Source organism: Mycobacterium sp. E2733 (genome assembly GCF_001667585.1).
Lineage (GTDB): Bacteria > Actinomycetota > Actinomycetes > Mycobacteriales > Mycobacteriaceae > Mycobacterium.
This window is the reverse complement of sequence record NZ_LZJZ01000131.1, coordinates 1-14,431: the sequence shown is the minus strand read 5'-3', so window position 1 is coordinate 14,431 and position 14,431 is coordinate 1. Positions and strand designations below refer to the sequence as shown.

Annotated in this window: 17 protein-coding genes and 1 riboswitch; of the genes, 10 read left to right on the top strand and 7 right to left on the bottom strand. The window is 68.0% G+C overall.

Going from position 1 to position 14,431, the window contains the following annotated elements; all coding sequences use genetic code 11:
* Positions 1-248 precede the first annotated feature (248 nt).
* On the top strand, positions 249-1,367 hold the full coding sequence (gene serC / locus A5678_RS23820) for a phosphoserine transaminase (RefSeq protein ID WP_068048006.1): 1,119 nt from the start codon (positions 249-251) through the stop codon (positions 1,365-1,367).
* Between the two features lie 174 nt (positions 1,368-1,541).
* On the top strand, positions 1,542-2,315 hold the full coding sequence (gene sepH / locus A5678_RS23815; protein ID WP_068047813.1) for a septation protein SepH: 774 nt from the start codon (positions 1,542-1,544) through the stop codon (positions 2,313-2,315).
* A 78-nt stretch (positions 2,316-2,393) separates the two neighbouring features.
* Here the strand turns inward: sepH and A5678_RS23810 are convergent, their stop codons facing one another.
* The 3 genes from A5678_RS23810 to A5678_RS23800 are packed head-to-tail and all read right to left on the bottom strand — an operon-like array spanning position 2,394 to position 3,924.
* The gene (locus A5678_RS23810; RefSeq protein ID WP_068047810.1) at positions 2,394-2,666 is read right to left on the bottom strand and encodes a DUF2537 domain-containing protein; all 273 of its coding nucleotides are present in this window, start codon (positions 2,664-2,666) and stop codon (positions 2,394-2,396) included.
* On the bottom strand, positions 2,663-3,496 hold the full coding sequence (locus A5678_RS23805) for an RNA methyltransferase (RefSeq protein ID WP_068047807.1): 834 nt from the start codon (positions 3,494-3,496) through the stop codon (positions 2,663-2,665). Before A5678_RS23805 ends, A5678_RS23810 begins: the two co-directional genes overlap by 4 nt.
* On the bottom strand, positions 3,493-3,924 hold the full coding sequence (locus A5678_RS23800) for a MarR family transcriptional regulator (protein WP_067951517.1): 432 nt from the start codon (positions 3,922-3,924) through the stop codon (positions 3,493-3,495). The genes A5678_RS23805 and A5678_RS23800 overlap by 4 nt, the downstream gene beginning before the upstream one ends.
* A gap of 195 nt (positions 3,925-4,119) precedes the next feature.
* On the opposite strand from A5678_RS23800, the gene A5678_RS23795 reads away from it, so the two are divergent.
* Together A5678_RS23795 and A5678_RS23790 are read left to right on the top strand one after the other, a co-directional pair.
* The gene (locus A5678_RS23795; RefSeq protein WP_068048003.1) at positions 4,120-4,395 is read left to right on the top strand and encodes a DUF2530 domain-containing protein; all 276 of its coding nucleotides are present in this window, start codon (positions 4,120-4,122) and stop codon (positions 4,393-4,395) included.
* A gap of 32 nt (positions 4,396-4,427) precedes the next feature.
* Positions 4,428-4,883, top strand: coding sequence for an SRPBCC family protein (locus A5678_RS23790; RefSeq protein WP_068047804.1), 456 nt, complete (start codon positions 4,428-4,430; stop codon positions 4,881-4,883).
* Here A5678_RS23790 and A5678_RS23785 read toward each other — a convergent pair.
* On the bottom strand, positions 4,880-5,830 hold the full coding sequence (locus tag A5678_RS23785) for a DUF3027 domain-containing protein (RefSeq protein WP_156747057.1): 951 nt from the start codon (positions 5,828-5,830) through the stop codon (positions 4,880-4,882). The genes A5678_RS23790 and A5678_RS23785 overlap by 4 nt on opposite strands.
* Before the next feature lie 129 nt (positions 5,831-5,959).
* Between A5678_RS23785 and A5678_RS23780 the strand changes: the two genes are divergently transcribed.
* Both A5678_RS23780 and A5678_RS23775 read left to right on the top strand, forming a co-directional pair.
* Positions 5,960-7,621 (top strand): MFS transporter, encoded by a 1,662-nt coding sequence (locus A5678_RS23780; RefSeq protein ID WP_068047798.1) that lies wholly within the window; start codon positions 5,960-5,962, stop codon positions 7,619-7,621.
* Positions 7,618-8,106: a DUF2771 domain-containing protein gene (locus A5678_RS23775; protein WP_082945715.1), complete on the top strand. Its 489-nt coding sequence runs from the start codon at positions 7,618-7,620 to the stop codon at positions 8,104-8,106. The genes A5678_RS23780 and A5678_RS23775 overlap by 4 nt, the downstream gene beginning before the upstream one ends.
* Here A5678_RS23775 and A5678_RS23770 read toward each other — a convergent pair.
* The 3 genes from A5678_RS23770 to A5678_RS23760 form a co-directional block, all read right to left on the bottom strand.
* Positions 8,100-9,107, bottom strand: a complete 1,008-nt coding sequence (locus A5678_RS23770; protein WP_068047795.1) for a glutathione S-transferase family protein — start codon at positions 9,105-9,107, stop codon at positions 8,100-8,102. The two genes, A5678_RS23775 and A5678_RS23770, sit on opposite strands and share 7 nt — an antisense overlap.
* A 27-nt stretch (positions 9,108-9,134) precedes the next feature.
* The gene (locus A5678_RS23765; protein WP_068047792.1) at positions 9,135-11,063 is read right to left on the bottom strand and encodes an acyl-CoA dehydrogenase family protein; all 1,929 of its coding nucleotides are present in this window, start codon (positions 11,061-11,063) and stop codon (positions 9,135-9,137) included.
* Between the two features lie 111 nt (positions 11,064-11,174).
* Positions 11,175-11,588, bottom strand: a complete 414-nt coding sequence (locus A5678_RS23760; RefSeq protein WP_068047789.1) for a cold-shock protein — start codon at positions 11,586-11,588, stop codon at positions 11,175-11,177.
* A 163-nt stretch (positions 11,589-11,751) separates the two neighbouring features.
* Here A5678_RS23760 and A5678_RS23755 point away from each other — a divergent pair, with 163 nt between their 5' ends.
* The 4 genes from A5678_RS23755 to A5678_RS23740 all read left to right on the top strand — a co-directional run.
* Positions 11,752-12,156, top strand: a complete 405-nt coding sequence (locus tag A5678_RS23755) for a YccF domain-containing protein (RefSeq protein WP_068047785.1) — start codon at positions 11,752-11,754, stop codon at positions 12,154-12,156.
* On the top strand, positions 12,153-13,232 hold the full coding sequence (gene moaA / locus A5678_RS23750; RefSeq protein WP_068047782.1) for a GTP 3',8-cyclase MoaA: 1,080 nt from the start codon (positions 12,153-12,155) through the stop codon (positions 13,230-13,232). The genes A5678_RS23755 and moaA overlap by 4 nt, the downstream gene beginning before the upstream one ends.
* 4 nt (positions 13,233-13,236) lie before the next feature.
* Positions 13,237-13,515, top strand: coding sequence for a MoaD/ThiS family protein (locus A5678_RS23745; protein ID WP_068047779.1), 279 nt, complete (start codon positions 13,237-13,239; stop codon positions 13,513-13,515).
* A gap of 209 nt (positions 13,516-13,724) precedes the next feature.
* Positions 13,725-13,943, top strand: a riboswitch (cyclic di-AMP (ydaO/yuaA leader).
* Positions 13,944-13,955: 12 nt separating this feature from the next.
* Positions 13,956-14,431 (top strand): transglycosylase family protein (locus A5678_RS23740; RefSeq protein ID WP_197502240.1); only part of this gene is annotated, 476 nt, incomplete at its 3' end.

Below are 14,431 nucleotides of genomic sequence, written 5' to 3'. Positions count from 1 at the left end.
TCCCCAGCGAGGTTTACATTAGGACGTGCTATGTCCAGACAGTACCGCAGGTACCGCATATCTTCCAGGCCCCTTGCGGGCACGGTGGGCTGACCAGTGGTCAGGGCTTTAGTGTGCCCTGCCTCACAGCGCGTGAAACAGCGCGTGAAACACAACGAGCCACGCGGCCAGGCGTTTTGCCCGGGCGGGTCCCGTCGGCAGTCGGACCGCCGTGCCGCCCGTCACGTCCGCTCACTACCCTGATGAGCATGGCTGACCAGCTCGAGGTTCCCGCTGACATCAAACCCCGCGACGGCCGCTTCGGATGCGGCCCTTCTAAGGTCCGGCCCGAACAGCTGCAGGCGCTGGCGACCACCGCGGCCCCGCTGTTCGGCACATCGCACCGGCAGGCGCCCGTCAAGGATTTGGTGGGCCGGGTCCGGGCGGGCGTGGCCGAGCTGTTCTCCGTGCCGGACGGGTACGAGGTCATCCTCGGCAATGGCGGCGCGACGGCATTCTGGGACGCCGCGGCGTTCGGGTTGATCGACAAGCGCTCGCTGCACCTGTCTTTCGGCGAGTTCAGCTCGAAGTTCACCTCGGCGGTCGCCCACAACCCCTTCGTCGGCGAGCCCATCGTCATCACGGCGGATGCCGGCAGCGCGCCCGAACCGCAGAGCGATCCCTCCGTCGACGTGATCGCCTGGGCCCACAACGAGACGTCGACCGGGGTGGCGGTGCCCATCCGCCGTCCCGCCGGCTCCGGCGACGCCCTGATCGTCATCGACGCCACCTCCGGCGCGGGCGGACTGCCGGTCGACATCACCGACACCGATGCCTACTACTTCTCTCCGCAGAAGAATTTCGCGAGCGATGGCGGCCTGTGGCTTGCCGTCATGAGCCCGGCCGCGCTGGCGCGGGTCGAGTCCATCGCCGCGTCAGGCCGCTGGGTTCCCGACTTTCTTTCGCTGCCGATCGCCGTGGAAAACAGCCTGAAGAACCAGACGTACAACACCCCGGCGATCGGCACTCTGGCGCTGATGGCCGAGCAGCTCGACTGGATGCTGGGCCACGGCGGGCTGGAGTGGGCCGTCAAGCGCACGGCCGACTCCTCGCAGCGGTTGTACTCCTGGGCCCAGGAACGGCCGTACACCACGCCGTTCGTCGCCGACCCCGCGTTGCGGTCTCAGGTGGTGGGCACCATCGATTTCGTCAACGATGTCGACGCGGCGGCCGTCGCGAAGGTTCTGCGGGCGAACGGCATCGTCGACATCGAGCCGTACCGCAAACTCGGCCGCAACCAGTTGCGGGTCGGGATGTTCCCGGCGGTAGAGCCCGACGACGTCAGCGCGCTGACACAATGCGTCGACTGGGTCGTCGAGCGGCTTTAGCCCGGCGACGATGCGGGCCGGAACGGCCGGCTGAGGAGGCGGGCAATCAAGCGCCGCTCCCCCGCAATCAGCACGCAACCCGCCCAGCGTGTCAGCACAGCTTGCGGACGTTGGCGCACTAGAGTGCGCACGAGACGGGTCCGTCGACCTGCACGGAGCCTGCGAGGAGAAGCCATGCGGGAACTCAAAATAGTTGGGGTCGATGCCGACGGCAAACACATCATCTGTGAGGCCGACGGTGCCGGTGAACCGTTCAAGCTCGCCCTCGATGATCAGCTGAAGGCCGCCGTGCGCGGCGACATCGCTCCCCCGGACCAACCGCACCTCGACATCCAGGTCACCAACATGCTGAGCCCCAAAGAGATTCAGGCCAAGATCCGCGCCGGCGCGTCCGTCGAGCAGGTGGCCGCGGCGTCCGGCTCCGACGTCTCGCGGGTCCGGCGGTTCGCACACCCGGTGCTGCTGGAACGGGCCCGCGCCGCCGAGTTGGCAACGGCCGCGCATCCCGTGCTCGCCGACGGACCCGCGGTACTCACCCTCCTGGAAACCGTGAGCGCGGCACTCGTGACGCGCGGTCTGGAACCCGACCGGCTCAGCTGGGATGCGTGGCGCAACGAAGACAGCCGCTGGACCGTGCAGCTTGCGTGGAAAGCCGGCCGGTCCGACAACATCGCGCACTTCTGCTTCGCCCCCGGCGCGCACGGCGGAACGGTCACGGCTATCGACGATGCGGCCAAAGAATTGGTCGACCCGAATTTCGACCGTCCGCTACGGCCGCTCGCGCGGGTGGCCCACGTCTCGTTCGAGGAACCGGCGCAGCCCGCCGCCCCCGCGCCCCAAGAGCAACCCGCGCCGCAGGAGCAGCCGGTGCACACCCGGCGGGGCAAGCCGGTCATCCCGGCCTGGGAGGATGTGCTGCTCGGTGTCCGCTCGGGCGGACAGCGCTAGGCCGGTGGTGCCGACCCGCCACTAGACCGATGGTGCCGACCCGCCACTAGGCCGGTGGTGGCGACCCGCCACTAGGCGCTACCGGGCCAGCGTCAGCGCGATCAGCGTCAACCACCCGCCGGCGACACCGATTCCCGCGCCCAGCAGGAACCAGCGCAGCACCAGCTTGTGCCGCCATCCCCACAGCGTGGGCGCCAGCCCGCCGGCGGCGACGACGTTGAGGCCGACCGCCAGGAGCGGATGCACCCGGATCAGTCCCAGACTGAGCACCACAATGCCGGCCCCGGTCACTGCGGCCACGAACCCGGCGACCGTCAAACCCGTTGCCCAGGGCACGGAATCGTCGGTCACGAGCCGAGCCTAGCCCGTTCGTAGAACGCCAAAGCCGCCGCAGTCGCGACGTTGAGGGAGTCGGTGCCGCGCGACATCGGGATGCGCACACGCACATCGCTCAATCGCAGGGTGGCCGGCATAAGCCCCGGCCCTTCGGCGCCCACCAGCACCGCGACGCGTTCGTCGCTCGCCGCCGCCATGGCCTCCGGCAGCGCGCATGCCTTGCTGTCCGGCGTCATCGCCAGCAGCCGAAATCCGTTCGCCTTCAGCATGATCAGCTCGGTGGGCCAGTCCGTCGCTCGCGCGTACGGGACCAGCAAGGCGTGGCCCATGGAGACGCGGACGGCGCGCCGGTATAGCGGGTCGGCGCAGCCGCTGCCGAACACCACCGCGTCCACGCCCAATCCGGCGGCGTTGCGGAAGATCGAGCCCAGGTTCTCGTGATCGTTGACGCCCTCCAGCACGGCGACGGTCCGGGCGCGCTCGATCAGTTCGACCACGCTGGGTTCCGGCACCCTGCGGGCGGCGGCCAGCACGCCTCGATTGAGGTGAAAGCCCACCACTTCCGCCATGACGTCGGCGGAGGCCCGGTAGAACGGCACCGCGCTGCCCGCCAGGTCGCCGGTGAGCTCGGCGAGCCGGCGATCGGTTCCCAACAGGGCGTGCGGGGTGAACCGGGAGGCGAGCATGCGCTGGACGACCAGCACGCCTTCGGCGATCACCAACCCTTTGCCGGACCGCAGATCGGGACGACGATCGACGCTGTTCAGGTCGCGGAAATCGTCGAGCCGGGGATCGTCGGGATCGTCAACGTCCTGGACGTTCAGGGCATCGGTTCCGTCGCTCACGGGCCTTCGTCGACCAAGGCCAGCATCAAGTCGGCCGCGTTGCGCAGGGTGTCACGTTGCTCGCTGTCCAGCGTCGCCAGCCGTTTGGCCAGCCACTCCTGGCGGGCGCGCCGGGTCGCTTTGACCAGCTCGGCGCCGGAGTGAGAAACCGAGACGAGCACCTGCCGGCCGTCGACGGGATGCGGGGCACGGTCGACCAGGCCCATGTCGGCAAGCGACGCGATCACCCGCGTCATCGACGGCGGCCGGACCCGTTCGCGAATCGCCAGCGCGCCGGGGGTCATCGGGCCCTCGTTTGCCAGCGTCGCCAGCGCCGACAGCTGAGACAACGACACCGGCGACGACGGGTTCCGGAACCGGAGTTGACGGGCCAGCCGCATGACCGCCAGCGACAGATCGCTGGCCAGCCGCGCATCGCTGTCAGGCATGGCGCGAGGTTACACGGAACCTTCGGGCATCGGGATACGAACCGGTGAACGACGGGCTTTGATCCGCAGCCCGCGCCGGCCGATAATCGCTCAACCGCTTTCGCGGCGCTTGACCCACGGCCCAGGCATTTTCGGTCGGCCCCACCACGCATGGGGTGGTACCGGCGGGCCGCAGCGGCGGCTATGTTAATCGCGATGTCTGTCGAACCCGGCCAGAGCCGCGAGGCGCCGCCGCTGCCGCCCGCGCTCCTCAACGCCTGGCCGTTCGTCGCACTCGGTGCGCTCGGCTGGCTGGCCGCGGCGGCAGCCGCATTTTTCGTGCCCGCCCTGCAGACCTGGCGCCCGCTGACGCTGGCCGGGCTCGGGGTCGGGGTACTGGGCACGAGCATCTTCGTGTTACAACTCGCCGCGGCCCGCCGCGGCGCGCGGGGTGCACAAGACGGACTCGAAAACTATTTCGACCACAGCTAGATTTCGCGACCAGAACGGACCCGGGAGGATTGATGGTAGCCCCGCTACTTCAAGCGCAAATCGATATTGACGCACCGGTTTCCACGGTGTGGGGATTGATTTCCGACCTGCGGCGGATGCCGGAGTGGAGTCCGCAATGCCGTTGGACTAAGACCTTCGGACCGCTGCGCCAGGGCATGCGCAGCATCAACATCAATCGCCGTAGCCGATTGTTCTGGCCGACCACCTCCACGGTCGTCGAGGTCATCCCCGAGACAAAGCTTGCGTTCCGAATCAACGCCAACCACACGATCTGGAGTTACGAGCTCCAGCCCACCGGCGGGGGCACCCGGCTGATTGAAAGCCGCCACGCCGAGAACGGCGTGACCGCGGTCTCGAACCTGACGGTGAATGCACTGCTCGGTGGGACCACCAACTTCGAACGCGAACTGCTCGACGGAATGAACACCTCATTGGCCAAGATCAAGGCCGCCGCCGAAACGGGCTAGTCGGCCTCGGGCTGCTCCGGTTGCGACTCCGGCGCCTCGGCTCCGGAGTCCGGCGCCTCGGGCTGGGCCTCCGACACCTCGGGCGTGGATGCCGCGAGCTCCGGCTCGGTCTCCGGGCTGGTGTCGGCATCGGATGCCTCGGCCGGCTCGGGTGCGTCGGATGGCTCGGGCGGCGCCTCGACGACGTCGAGCACGCCGTCGTCGTATGGCTCGTAAGCGGGCGAACCCGTACCAGCCGGAGTGGGCGTATCCGAATGCGCGCCGCAACCGTACTGCTTGTCGACGACCTGCCCGTCGGCCGAGAGTTCGTTACCGCACACACCGAACATCGCGCCGAGCGATCCCGCCAACGGCAGGAAGAAACCGCAGTCGCGGCACACCCGTTTGGTGGAGCGCGCCATGGGCGAGTCGGGACCGTGATCGCCGGTATGCCATCGTTCGGCCGCCTCCGCGCGACCCCAAGCGCTCATCACCCAGCGCCGGCCCAGCCCGATCTCGGCGGCCGTCTCGTCGACCTGTGCGTCACCGCTGGCCGCGTAGCCGGGCGCCAACCGCGGATCGTCGGCCGCGGGCGCCAACAAGTCCCCGGGGCTCAAGTCACCCGGGCGCACCCGCTGATCCCACGGAACCCACTGCGGCGCCAGCAACGCCGTCGGACCAGGGATCAGCACGACTTCGCTGACGGTGGCGTGGTCGGCGCCCGGGTGCGCGGCGACGACCACGGCCCACTGCCAGCCCTGATAACCGGGCAAATGCGCCAGGAACCGGTGGGTTGCGGCGGCCGGATCCTCGTAGCTCACGCCCAGGTAATCGCCCACCGCCTCCGCCCCGCTGAACTCCACGACGGCGGCCCTAGCCTGGTCCACCGCGCCCGTCAGCACGGCCGCCAACCCCTCGGGCCACTCGGCCACGGTCGCCACGGCGGATTCCTCGATGGACCCGGTCACGCTGTCCCCTTCCTGCATTGCGTCTCCAATACTAGGTTGGCGAGCCACGCCCCGTACCTGCAGACGCATGTCGTCGGCATAGGGGAGAATCGGAACGTGTCTGGACGGCGGCGTGACGATCCGGGCCGCGTGGCCGCCACTCCCGGCCGCCGGCCCCGCAATGGAGCTACAAATCAACACCCGGGCACGGCCAATTACCCCGCCGATGACGCCGACCATCGCCGAACGCGTCGCCCACCGCCGATGCCGAGCGCCAATCGCTACCTGCCGCCCATCGGCCAGCGGTCGGAGCCGGACCCAAGCGACAACGCCCCACCCCGTGCTGCCGCCGCCGGCGAACGGATCACCGTCACGCGCGCCGCAGCGCTGCGGAGCCGCGAGATGGGTTCGCGGATGTATTGGATGGTGCAGCGCGCCGCCACCGCCGACGGCGCCGACAGGTCCGGTCTGACCGCGCTCACCTGGCCGGTGATGGCCAACTTCGCGGTGGACGCCGCGATGGCGGTGGCGCTGGCCAACACGTTGTTCTTCGCCGCGGCCACCGGGGAAAGCAAGGGCCGGGTCGCGTTGTATCTGCTGATCACCATCGCGCCGTTCGCGGTCATCGCGCCGCTCATCGGCCCGGCGCTGGACCGGCTGCAGCACGGTCGCCGGGTCGCGCTCGCCGCGTCGTTCATTTTGCGGACGGCCTTGGCGCTGGTGCTGGTCATGAATTACGACGGCGCCAGCGGCAGCTACCCATCGTGGGTGCTCTATCCGTGCGCGCTAGCCATGATGGTGTTCTCCAAGTCCTTCAGCGTGCTGCGCAGCGCCGTCACGCCGCGGGTCATGCCGCCGACCATCGACCTGGTGCGGGTGAATTCGCGGCTGACCGTATTCGGTCTGCTGGGCGGCACCATCGCGGGCGGGGCCGTCGCGGCCGGCGTCGAGTTCGTCTGCACCCACCTGTTCAAGTTGCCCGGCGCGTTGTTCGTCGTCATCGCGGTCACCATCGTCGGCGCGTCGCTGTCGATGCGCATCCCGCGCTGGGTCGAGGTGACGGCGGGCGAGGTGCCGGCCACCTTGAGCTACCGCCAGGACAGCGAACCGCAGCGGCGGACGTGGTCCGAGGAAGTCAAGAAAATCCCAAAAAAGGCCACCGCAACGCTTCGACAACCGCTGGGCCGCAACATCATTACCTCGTTGTGGGGCAACTGCACCATCAAGGTAATGGTCGGCTTCCTGTTCTTGTACCCGGCGTTCGTCGCGAAGGCGCACCAGGCCAACGGGTGGGTTCAGCTGGGCATGCTCGGCATGATCGGCGCGGCCGCCGGCATCGGCAACTTCGCCGGAAACTTCGCCGCCGCACGCCTGCAGCTGGGGCGGCCGGCCGTGCTGGTGGTGCGCTGCACGCTCGCGGTCTCGGCGGTCGCGCTGGCCGCCTCGGTGGCGGGCACCCTGGTGGCCGCCGTGATAGCCACCCTGGTCACGTCGGGCTCCAGCGCCATCGCGAAGGCCTCGCTGGACGCCTCGCTGCAAAACGACCTGCCCGAGGAATCGCGCGCCTCGGGATTCGGGCGGTCGGAGTCGACGCTGCAGCTGGCCTGGGTGTTGGGTGGCGCCGTGGGCGTCTTGGTCTACACCGATCTGTGTGTTGGCTTCACCGCGGTCACTGCGATACTCATCCTGGGACTGGCGCAGACGCTGGTCAGCTTCCAAGGAAATTCACTGATCCCGGGCCTCGGAGGTAACAGGCCGGTCATGGTCGAGCAGGAGGGCGTCCGCCGCAGCCCGGCGGTGGTGCCTGAGTGAAACGCGGTGTGGCCGTGCTACTCGCCGGCCTGATGACTCTGTTGTGCGTGGCCGTCGGGGTCGGCACCTGGCTGCTGGCACGCCCGTCCGGTCCGCAGCGCCCGGAGATCAGCGCGTATTCGCACGGCCACCTGGCGAGGGTGGGGCCGTACCTGTACTGCAGCGTGCTCAACCTCGATCAATGTGACACGCCGCAGGCCCAGGGCGAGCTGAAGGTCAGCGAGCGCTACCCGGTGCAGCTCTCGGTGCCCGACGCGATCTACCGGGCGCCCTGGCGGTTGCTGCAGGTGTATGAGGACCCAACCAACACCACCAGCACCATCTTTCGGCCGAACACCCGGTTCGCGGTCACCATCCCCCCGGTCGACCCGCATCGCGGGCGGCTGGTCGGGATAGTGGTGCAGTTGCTGACGCTCGTCGTGGACCCCGCCGGTGAGCTGCGCGACGTCCCGCACGCGGAATGGTCAGTGCGCCTGAGCTATTGAGCTCCGTGCCCGGCCGCCACCCGCTCCCCTTCGACCGGCGGCCCGGGCGGCGTCCCATTCCCGAAAGGCTTGCCGCCCAAAGCTTCCCGACCATGCGGTGACAGCCAGCCCGCCAGGTCGGGCCCCTTGGGCACGATGCCGGTGGGGTTGATGTCGGCGTGCACGATGTAATAGTGCTGCTTGATCTGAACGAAATCGATGGTGTCGCCGAACCCTGGCGTCTGGAACAGGTCGCGCGCATACGCCCACAACACCGGCATCTCGCTGAGCTTGCTTCGGTTGCACTTGAAATGCCCGTGGTAGACCGGGTCGAAGCGGGCCAGCGTGGTGAACAGCCGCACGTCGGCCTCGGTTATGTTGTCGCCCACCAGGTATCGCCGATCGGCCAGGCGGTCGCTCACCCAATCGAGCGCGGCGAACAGCCGGTCGTACGCCGCTTCGTAGGCCTGTTGTGAGCCGGCGAAGCCGCACCGGTACACGCCGTTGTTGATCTCGGTGTAGACCCGCTTGTTCACCTCATCGATCTCAGCGCGCAGCCGCTCGGGGTACAGCTCGGGTGCACCGTCGCGGTGGTAGGCGGTCCATTCCGTCGAGAAATCCAGGGTCATCTGCGCGAAATCGTTGGTGACGACCGCGCCGGACGGGACGTCGACGATCGCGGGGACCGTGATGCCTTTCGGGTAGTCGGGGAAACGCTTGAAGTAGGCGTCCTGCAGCCGCGGGATCTTCAGCACGGGGTCGACGCCCCCGGGATCGAGGTCGAACGTCCAACTGCGTTCGTCGTGAGTGGGACCGCAAAAGCCAATAGAGAGAACACTTTCCAGGCCCAGCAACCGCCGGACGATGATGGCGCGGTTCGCCCACGGACACGCGCGGGCGACAATCAGCCGATACCGGCCCGGCTCGACGGGATAGTCGTCTCGCCCATCGGCGGTGATGCGGGTGGTGATGTAGTTGGTGTCGCGAGTGAATTCACCCGTCCCGGCAACATAGGTGGCCATATCTCCCTTGTTTCGCTCGAATGTCGGCTAGGAATCCAGAAATCGCCGAGCCAGATTCGTCTCGGTTGATGCGCCCTGCTCCCAGTGGGCGATCCAAGGGCCGGTCCCCTCCGACTGGTCGATGATGCCGTCCTCGAGCCAGGTGTACCGGCTCCGAACCACCTCGCGCGTCAGCCGGACGTCGCAGTCGTCGGTATTGGTCCACAACGCGTCGAACAGCGCCTCGACCCGCAGGGCGGCCTGCCGACAAAACGTATCGGCCAGCTCGTAGGCCTGTTGACCGACCGCCGGGTCCACGGCGCGCTGGGCCTCGGCCCGCACACAGGCCGCCGACATCGCGAACAACTCGGCACCGACATCGACGATGCGCCCGAGGAACCCCTGGCGCTGCTCCAGCTTGGCCTGCCAGCGCGCCATCCCGTAGAAGGTGTTGCGGGCCAGCTTGCGACTGGAGCGTTCGACGAACCGCAGGTGCGACGCCAGCGGTCCGAATTCGCTGTAAGCCCTGGGTCGCTGCCCTTCTCCAAAAACGAGCTGGGGCAACCACTTTGCGTAGAACCCGCTGGCGCCGACCGCCGCCGCGGCCTTCTGCCGCAAGCCGGCGTCAGGCTTCGCGAGGTCACCGGCCGCAGACAGGTGGGCATCGACCGCCTCCCGGGCGATGAGCAGCTTCATGATCTCGCTGGATCCTTCGAAGATGCGGTTGATCCGCAGGTCCCGCAGTATCTGCTCGACGGGCACCGCCCGTTCACCGCGCGCGGCCAGGGACTCAGCCGTCTCGTAGCCGCGACCGCCCCGGATCTGCATGACCTCGTCGGCAATGACGCAAGCCATCTCGCTGGACCAAAGCTTGCCCAGCGCCGCCTCGATCCGGATGTCGTTGCGCCCTTCGTCGGCCATCTGCCCGGACAACTCGAGCACGGCATCGAGCGCGTAGGTGGTCGCGGCGATGAACGAGATCTTGCCGGCCACCGCCTCGTGCTTGGCCAGCGGTTTGCCCCATTGCACGCGCTCCCCCGACCACTCGCGCGCGATCTTGAGCGCCCATTTGGAAGCCCCTGTCGCCATCGCGGGGATCGACAGCCGGCCGGCATTGAGGGTGGTAAGCGCGATCTTCAAACCGTCGCCCTCGCGGCCGACCAGGTTCTCGCTCGGCACCCGAACGCGGTGCAACCTGGTGACCCCATTCTCGATGCCGCGCAACCCCATGAATTTGTTGCGCCGCTCCACCGTGATCCCGGGCGAATCGGCCTCGACGACGAAAGCGCTGATGCCCCCGCGGTGCCCATCGCTGCGGGGCACCCGGGCCATGACGACCAGCAGTTCGGCGACCACGCCGTTGGTGGTCCACAACTTCACGCCATCGAGCTCGTAGGCCGTCCCGTCTTCGACGGGGGTTGCCGTTGAGGCCAGCCGGGCCGGATCAGAGCCCACATCCGGTTCGGTCAACAGGAACGCCGATATGGCGCCCGCGGCACATCGGGGCAAGAACTTCTTCTTCTGCTCTGGAGTTCCGGCGAGTTTGAGCGGCTCCGGCACGCCGATCGACTGATGGGCCGACAACAGCGCACCGAGGCTGGGATGAACGGAGGAAACCATCATCAGCGCCCGGTTGTAGGCCACTTGCGACATGTTCAGGCCGCCGTATTCCGACGGTATTTTCATGCCGAAACAGCCCAGTTCGGCTAGACCCTTCACGTACTCGTCGGGAATTTGCGCGTCGCGTTCGATGACGCTGCCGTCAACGCTGCGAAGGAAGTCGCGCAATTTGTCGAGAAACGCGCGGGTGCGCGCCTCGTCGGCATCCGACGGTTTGGGGAAAGGGTGGATGAGCTCCAACGGAAACCGGCCAAGGAACAGTTCTTTCGCGAAAGATGGTTTATCCCAACCGGTTTCGCGAGACTCCTCGGCCAGTGCCCTGGCTTGCTCCTCGGTGACGTGCGCTTGCAGTGCCATCGCAGCCTCCTTGCTCGACGACTGTGGCGGCCTGGGAGTACCCCGTGACCGGCACTTCCTCACCCTATCTGCGCGAGCGGGTGGCCCACGCACATCAGCGGCGCGAACGAGCTAGGAGTCGAGCTCCCGAGCGACCGCACGCACCACCTCGGAAACCCGTCGAGCCGTCTTGCGGTCCGGGTAGCGTCCCTTGCGTAACTCGGGCTGCACGGCGCTCTCCAGCAGCGTGATCATGTCCTCCACCATGCCGTGCAGCTCATCGGGGCTGTGTTTGTGCTCGACGGGCGTCTCGCGGCGGCCCTGGGCCTTGGTGAGGCTGGGCGGCGGCTCGATCAACTTGAGGCTCAACGCTTGCGGCCCCCGCCGCCCGGAGGCGATGCCGAACTCCACGCGCTGGCCCGCTTTGAGCCCCTCGACCCCAGCGGGCAACGCCGACGAGCGGACGTAGACGTCTTCGCCGTCCTCTTGCGACAGGAACCCGAACCCCTTGTCGGCGTCGTACCACTTAACCTTGCCGGTCGGCACTGGTCTCACCTGCTTGTCTAACGGATCAATAGAATGGCCAACACAATAAGCGTCCCGCCTGCGCAGGACGCCGTTTGGTCTGTAGATCCTACTCGGGTGCCGGCCTCGCGAGCACCCCCGTTATTGCCTACTCGGTACGCTGGGCATTACCGGTGGAGGAGATATGCGACTGATCCTGAACATCATCTGGCTCGTGTTCGGCGGCCTGTGGATGGCCGCCGGATACGTCGTTGCGGCGCTCCTCAGCTTCTTGCTGATCATCACCATCCCCTTCGGCTTCGCGTCGCTGCGCATCGCCTCGTACGCGTTGTGGCCGTTCGGCCGCACGATCGTAGACAAACCGACTGCCGGGACGGGGGCTCTCATCGGCAACATCATCTGGGTGCTGTTGTTCGGCGTGTGGTTGGCGATCGGTCACCTGGCCAGCGCGCTGGCGATGGCGATCACGATCGTCGGCATCCCGCTGGCGTTGGCCAACCTCAAACTGATTCCCGTGTCATTGATGCCATTGGGTAAGCAGATCGTTCCGGTCAGCTCGCCATCCCACTACGGGTCGGTGGGCGCATGACGGCGACCGCATTGGGTGTGCCAACGGTGCCGGGCCGCACCGACGGTGATGCCGCGCGGAACGCGCCGACCGAGGGCCCGTTGGTGGACACCTACGGGCGCGTGGCCACCGACCTGCGAGTCTCGCTGACCGACCGCTGCAACCTGCGGTGCACCTATTGCATGCCGGCCGAGGGCCTGGACTGGCTGCCCGGCGAGCACCTGCTTCGCCCCGACGAGCTGGCGCGACTGATGCACATCGCCGTCACCCGGTTGGGTGTCACCAGCGTGCGGTTCACCGGCGGCGAGCCCTTGTTGGTGCGGCATCTCGAAGACGTGGTCGCGGCGGCGGCCGGCCTGCGGCCGCGCCCGGAGATCTCGCTGACCACCAACGGCGTGGGGCTGGCGCGGCGCGCCGCTGCACTGGCCCAAGCCGGCCTGAACCGCGTCAACGTCTCGATGGACACCGTGGACCCCGACCACTTCGCGGCGATCACCCGTCGGAACCGGCTCGACGAGGTGCTTGCGGGCCTGGCCGCCGCCCATGACGCGGGTTTGACACCGGTGAAGGTGAACGCCGTGCTCGACCCGGTCACCGGTGGCGAGGACGTCGTCGAGCTGCTGCGGTTCTGCCTCGAATACGGCTACCAATTACGGGTCATCGAGCAGATGCCGCTCGATGCCGGGCACCAGTGGCGCCGGGGGGCGGCGCTGAGCGCTGACGACGTGCTCGACGCGCTGCGCCCGCACTTCCGGCTCCGTCCGGACCCGGCGCCGCGCGGATCGGCGCCCGCGCAGCTCTGGCTGGTCGACAGCGGACCGGGCACGCAGAGCGGCAAGTTTGGTGTCATCGCGTCGGTCTCGCAAGCTTTCTGTTCGGCCTGTGATCGCACCCGCCTCACGGCTGATGGCCAGGTCCGCAGCTGCCTCTTCTCGGCCGTGGAAACCGATCTGCGCACGCTGCTGCGCACCGGCGCGTCCGACGATGCGATCGAGACCGCGTGGCGCGTCGCGATGTGGGGCAAGCCGGCCGGTCACGGCATCAACGACCCGAACTTCATCCAACCCGACCGCCCGATGAGCGCGATCGGTGGCTAGCCCCATGGGTCAGGCCGCCGTCCAGCAAGACGGGATTTCGGTGACCGTGCGCTATTTCGCGGCCGCGCGGGCGGCCGCCGGGGCGGAGTCGGAGACGCTGGTGGTGCGCCCGGGCACCACGGTGGCCGAGCTGGTCGGACGCCTCGCCGTCCGGGGCTCTCGACTCGCCAGCGTGCTGAGCAGATGTTCCTACCTGTGCGACGGGGTCGCGGTCCGCGACGAGACCGCACCGTTACGCGCCGGCAACACGATCGACGTTCTACCTCCGTTCGCCGGCGGCTAAAACTGTGAAATGCATCACGTAACGGATTGATAACGGCACAATCACGCTCCGATATCGAGCGCGATGACCTGCGTGGATGCCACGTGTTCCTCGGGTTTTCGCACATGGCCGAGGGGGAAACGCCGGGTTTCGCAGAACGTGACGGGACCAACAGAAACCGCTACGTTTCTCCGAAGGCTCGCCAAGACAACCGAATTGGCGGACCTCCCCTCCCTATCGCGCCGAGCTCCATCCAATAGGCAGGGGTCCACCGACTGACCTACGTGGATGGAGACGGGGGACCCACCGGTCCACCGTGATCGGACTGGGGCCGCACGCGGCCTCTAGGGGTGAAGCCGACGTCGTTTCGCAGTGGAGACGACGACGGCCGGGTGGCCTCTCCAACCCGAACCCGACAGCTGACCTCGCAGGCGCGTGACAGAGAGGATCCTTCACGGCCTATGAGCGGACGTCACCGTAAGCCCAGCACGTCAAACATCAGCGTCGCAAAGATCGCCGTCACCGGAGCAGTCCTCGGTGGCGGCAGCATTGCCCTGGCCGGCCAGGCGGCCGCTGCCACCGATGGCGAATGGGACCAGGTAGCCCGTTGCGAGTCGGGCGGCAACTGGGCCATCAACACCGGCAACGGCTACCACGGCGGCGTGCAATTCAGCTCGAGCACCTGGGCCTCGCACGGCGGCGGCCAGTACGCCCCGTCGGCCGAATTGGCCACCAGGGACCAGCAGATCGCCGTTGCCGAGCGCGTGCTGGCCACTCAGGGCCGCGGCGCGTGGCCCGTGTGCGGTGGCCCGCTGTCGGGCCCGACGCCGCGCGAGGTTCCGGCGCCGGCCGGCCTGAACGCTCCCCCGCTGGACGCGCCCGGACTCAACGGCCAGCCGGCACCGCTCGCTCCCCCGCCCGCCGACGCGAAGCCGAA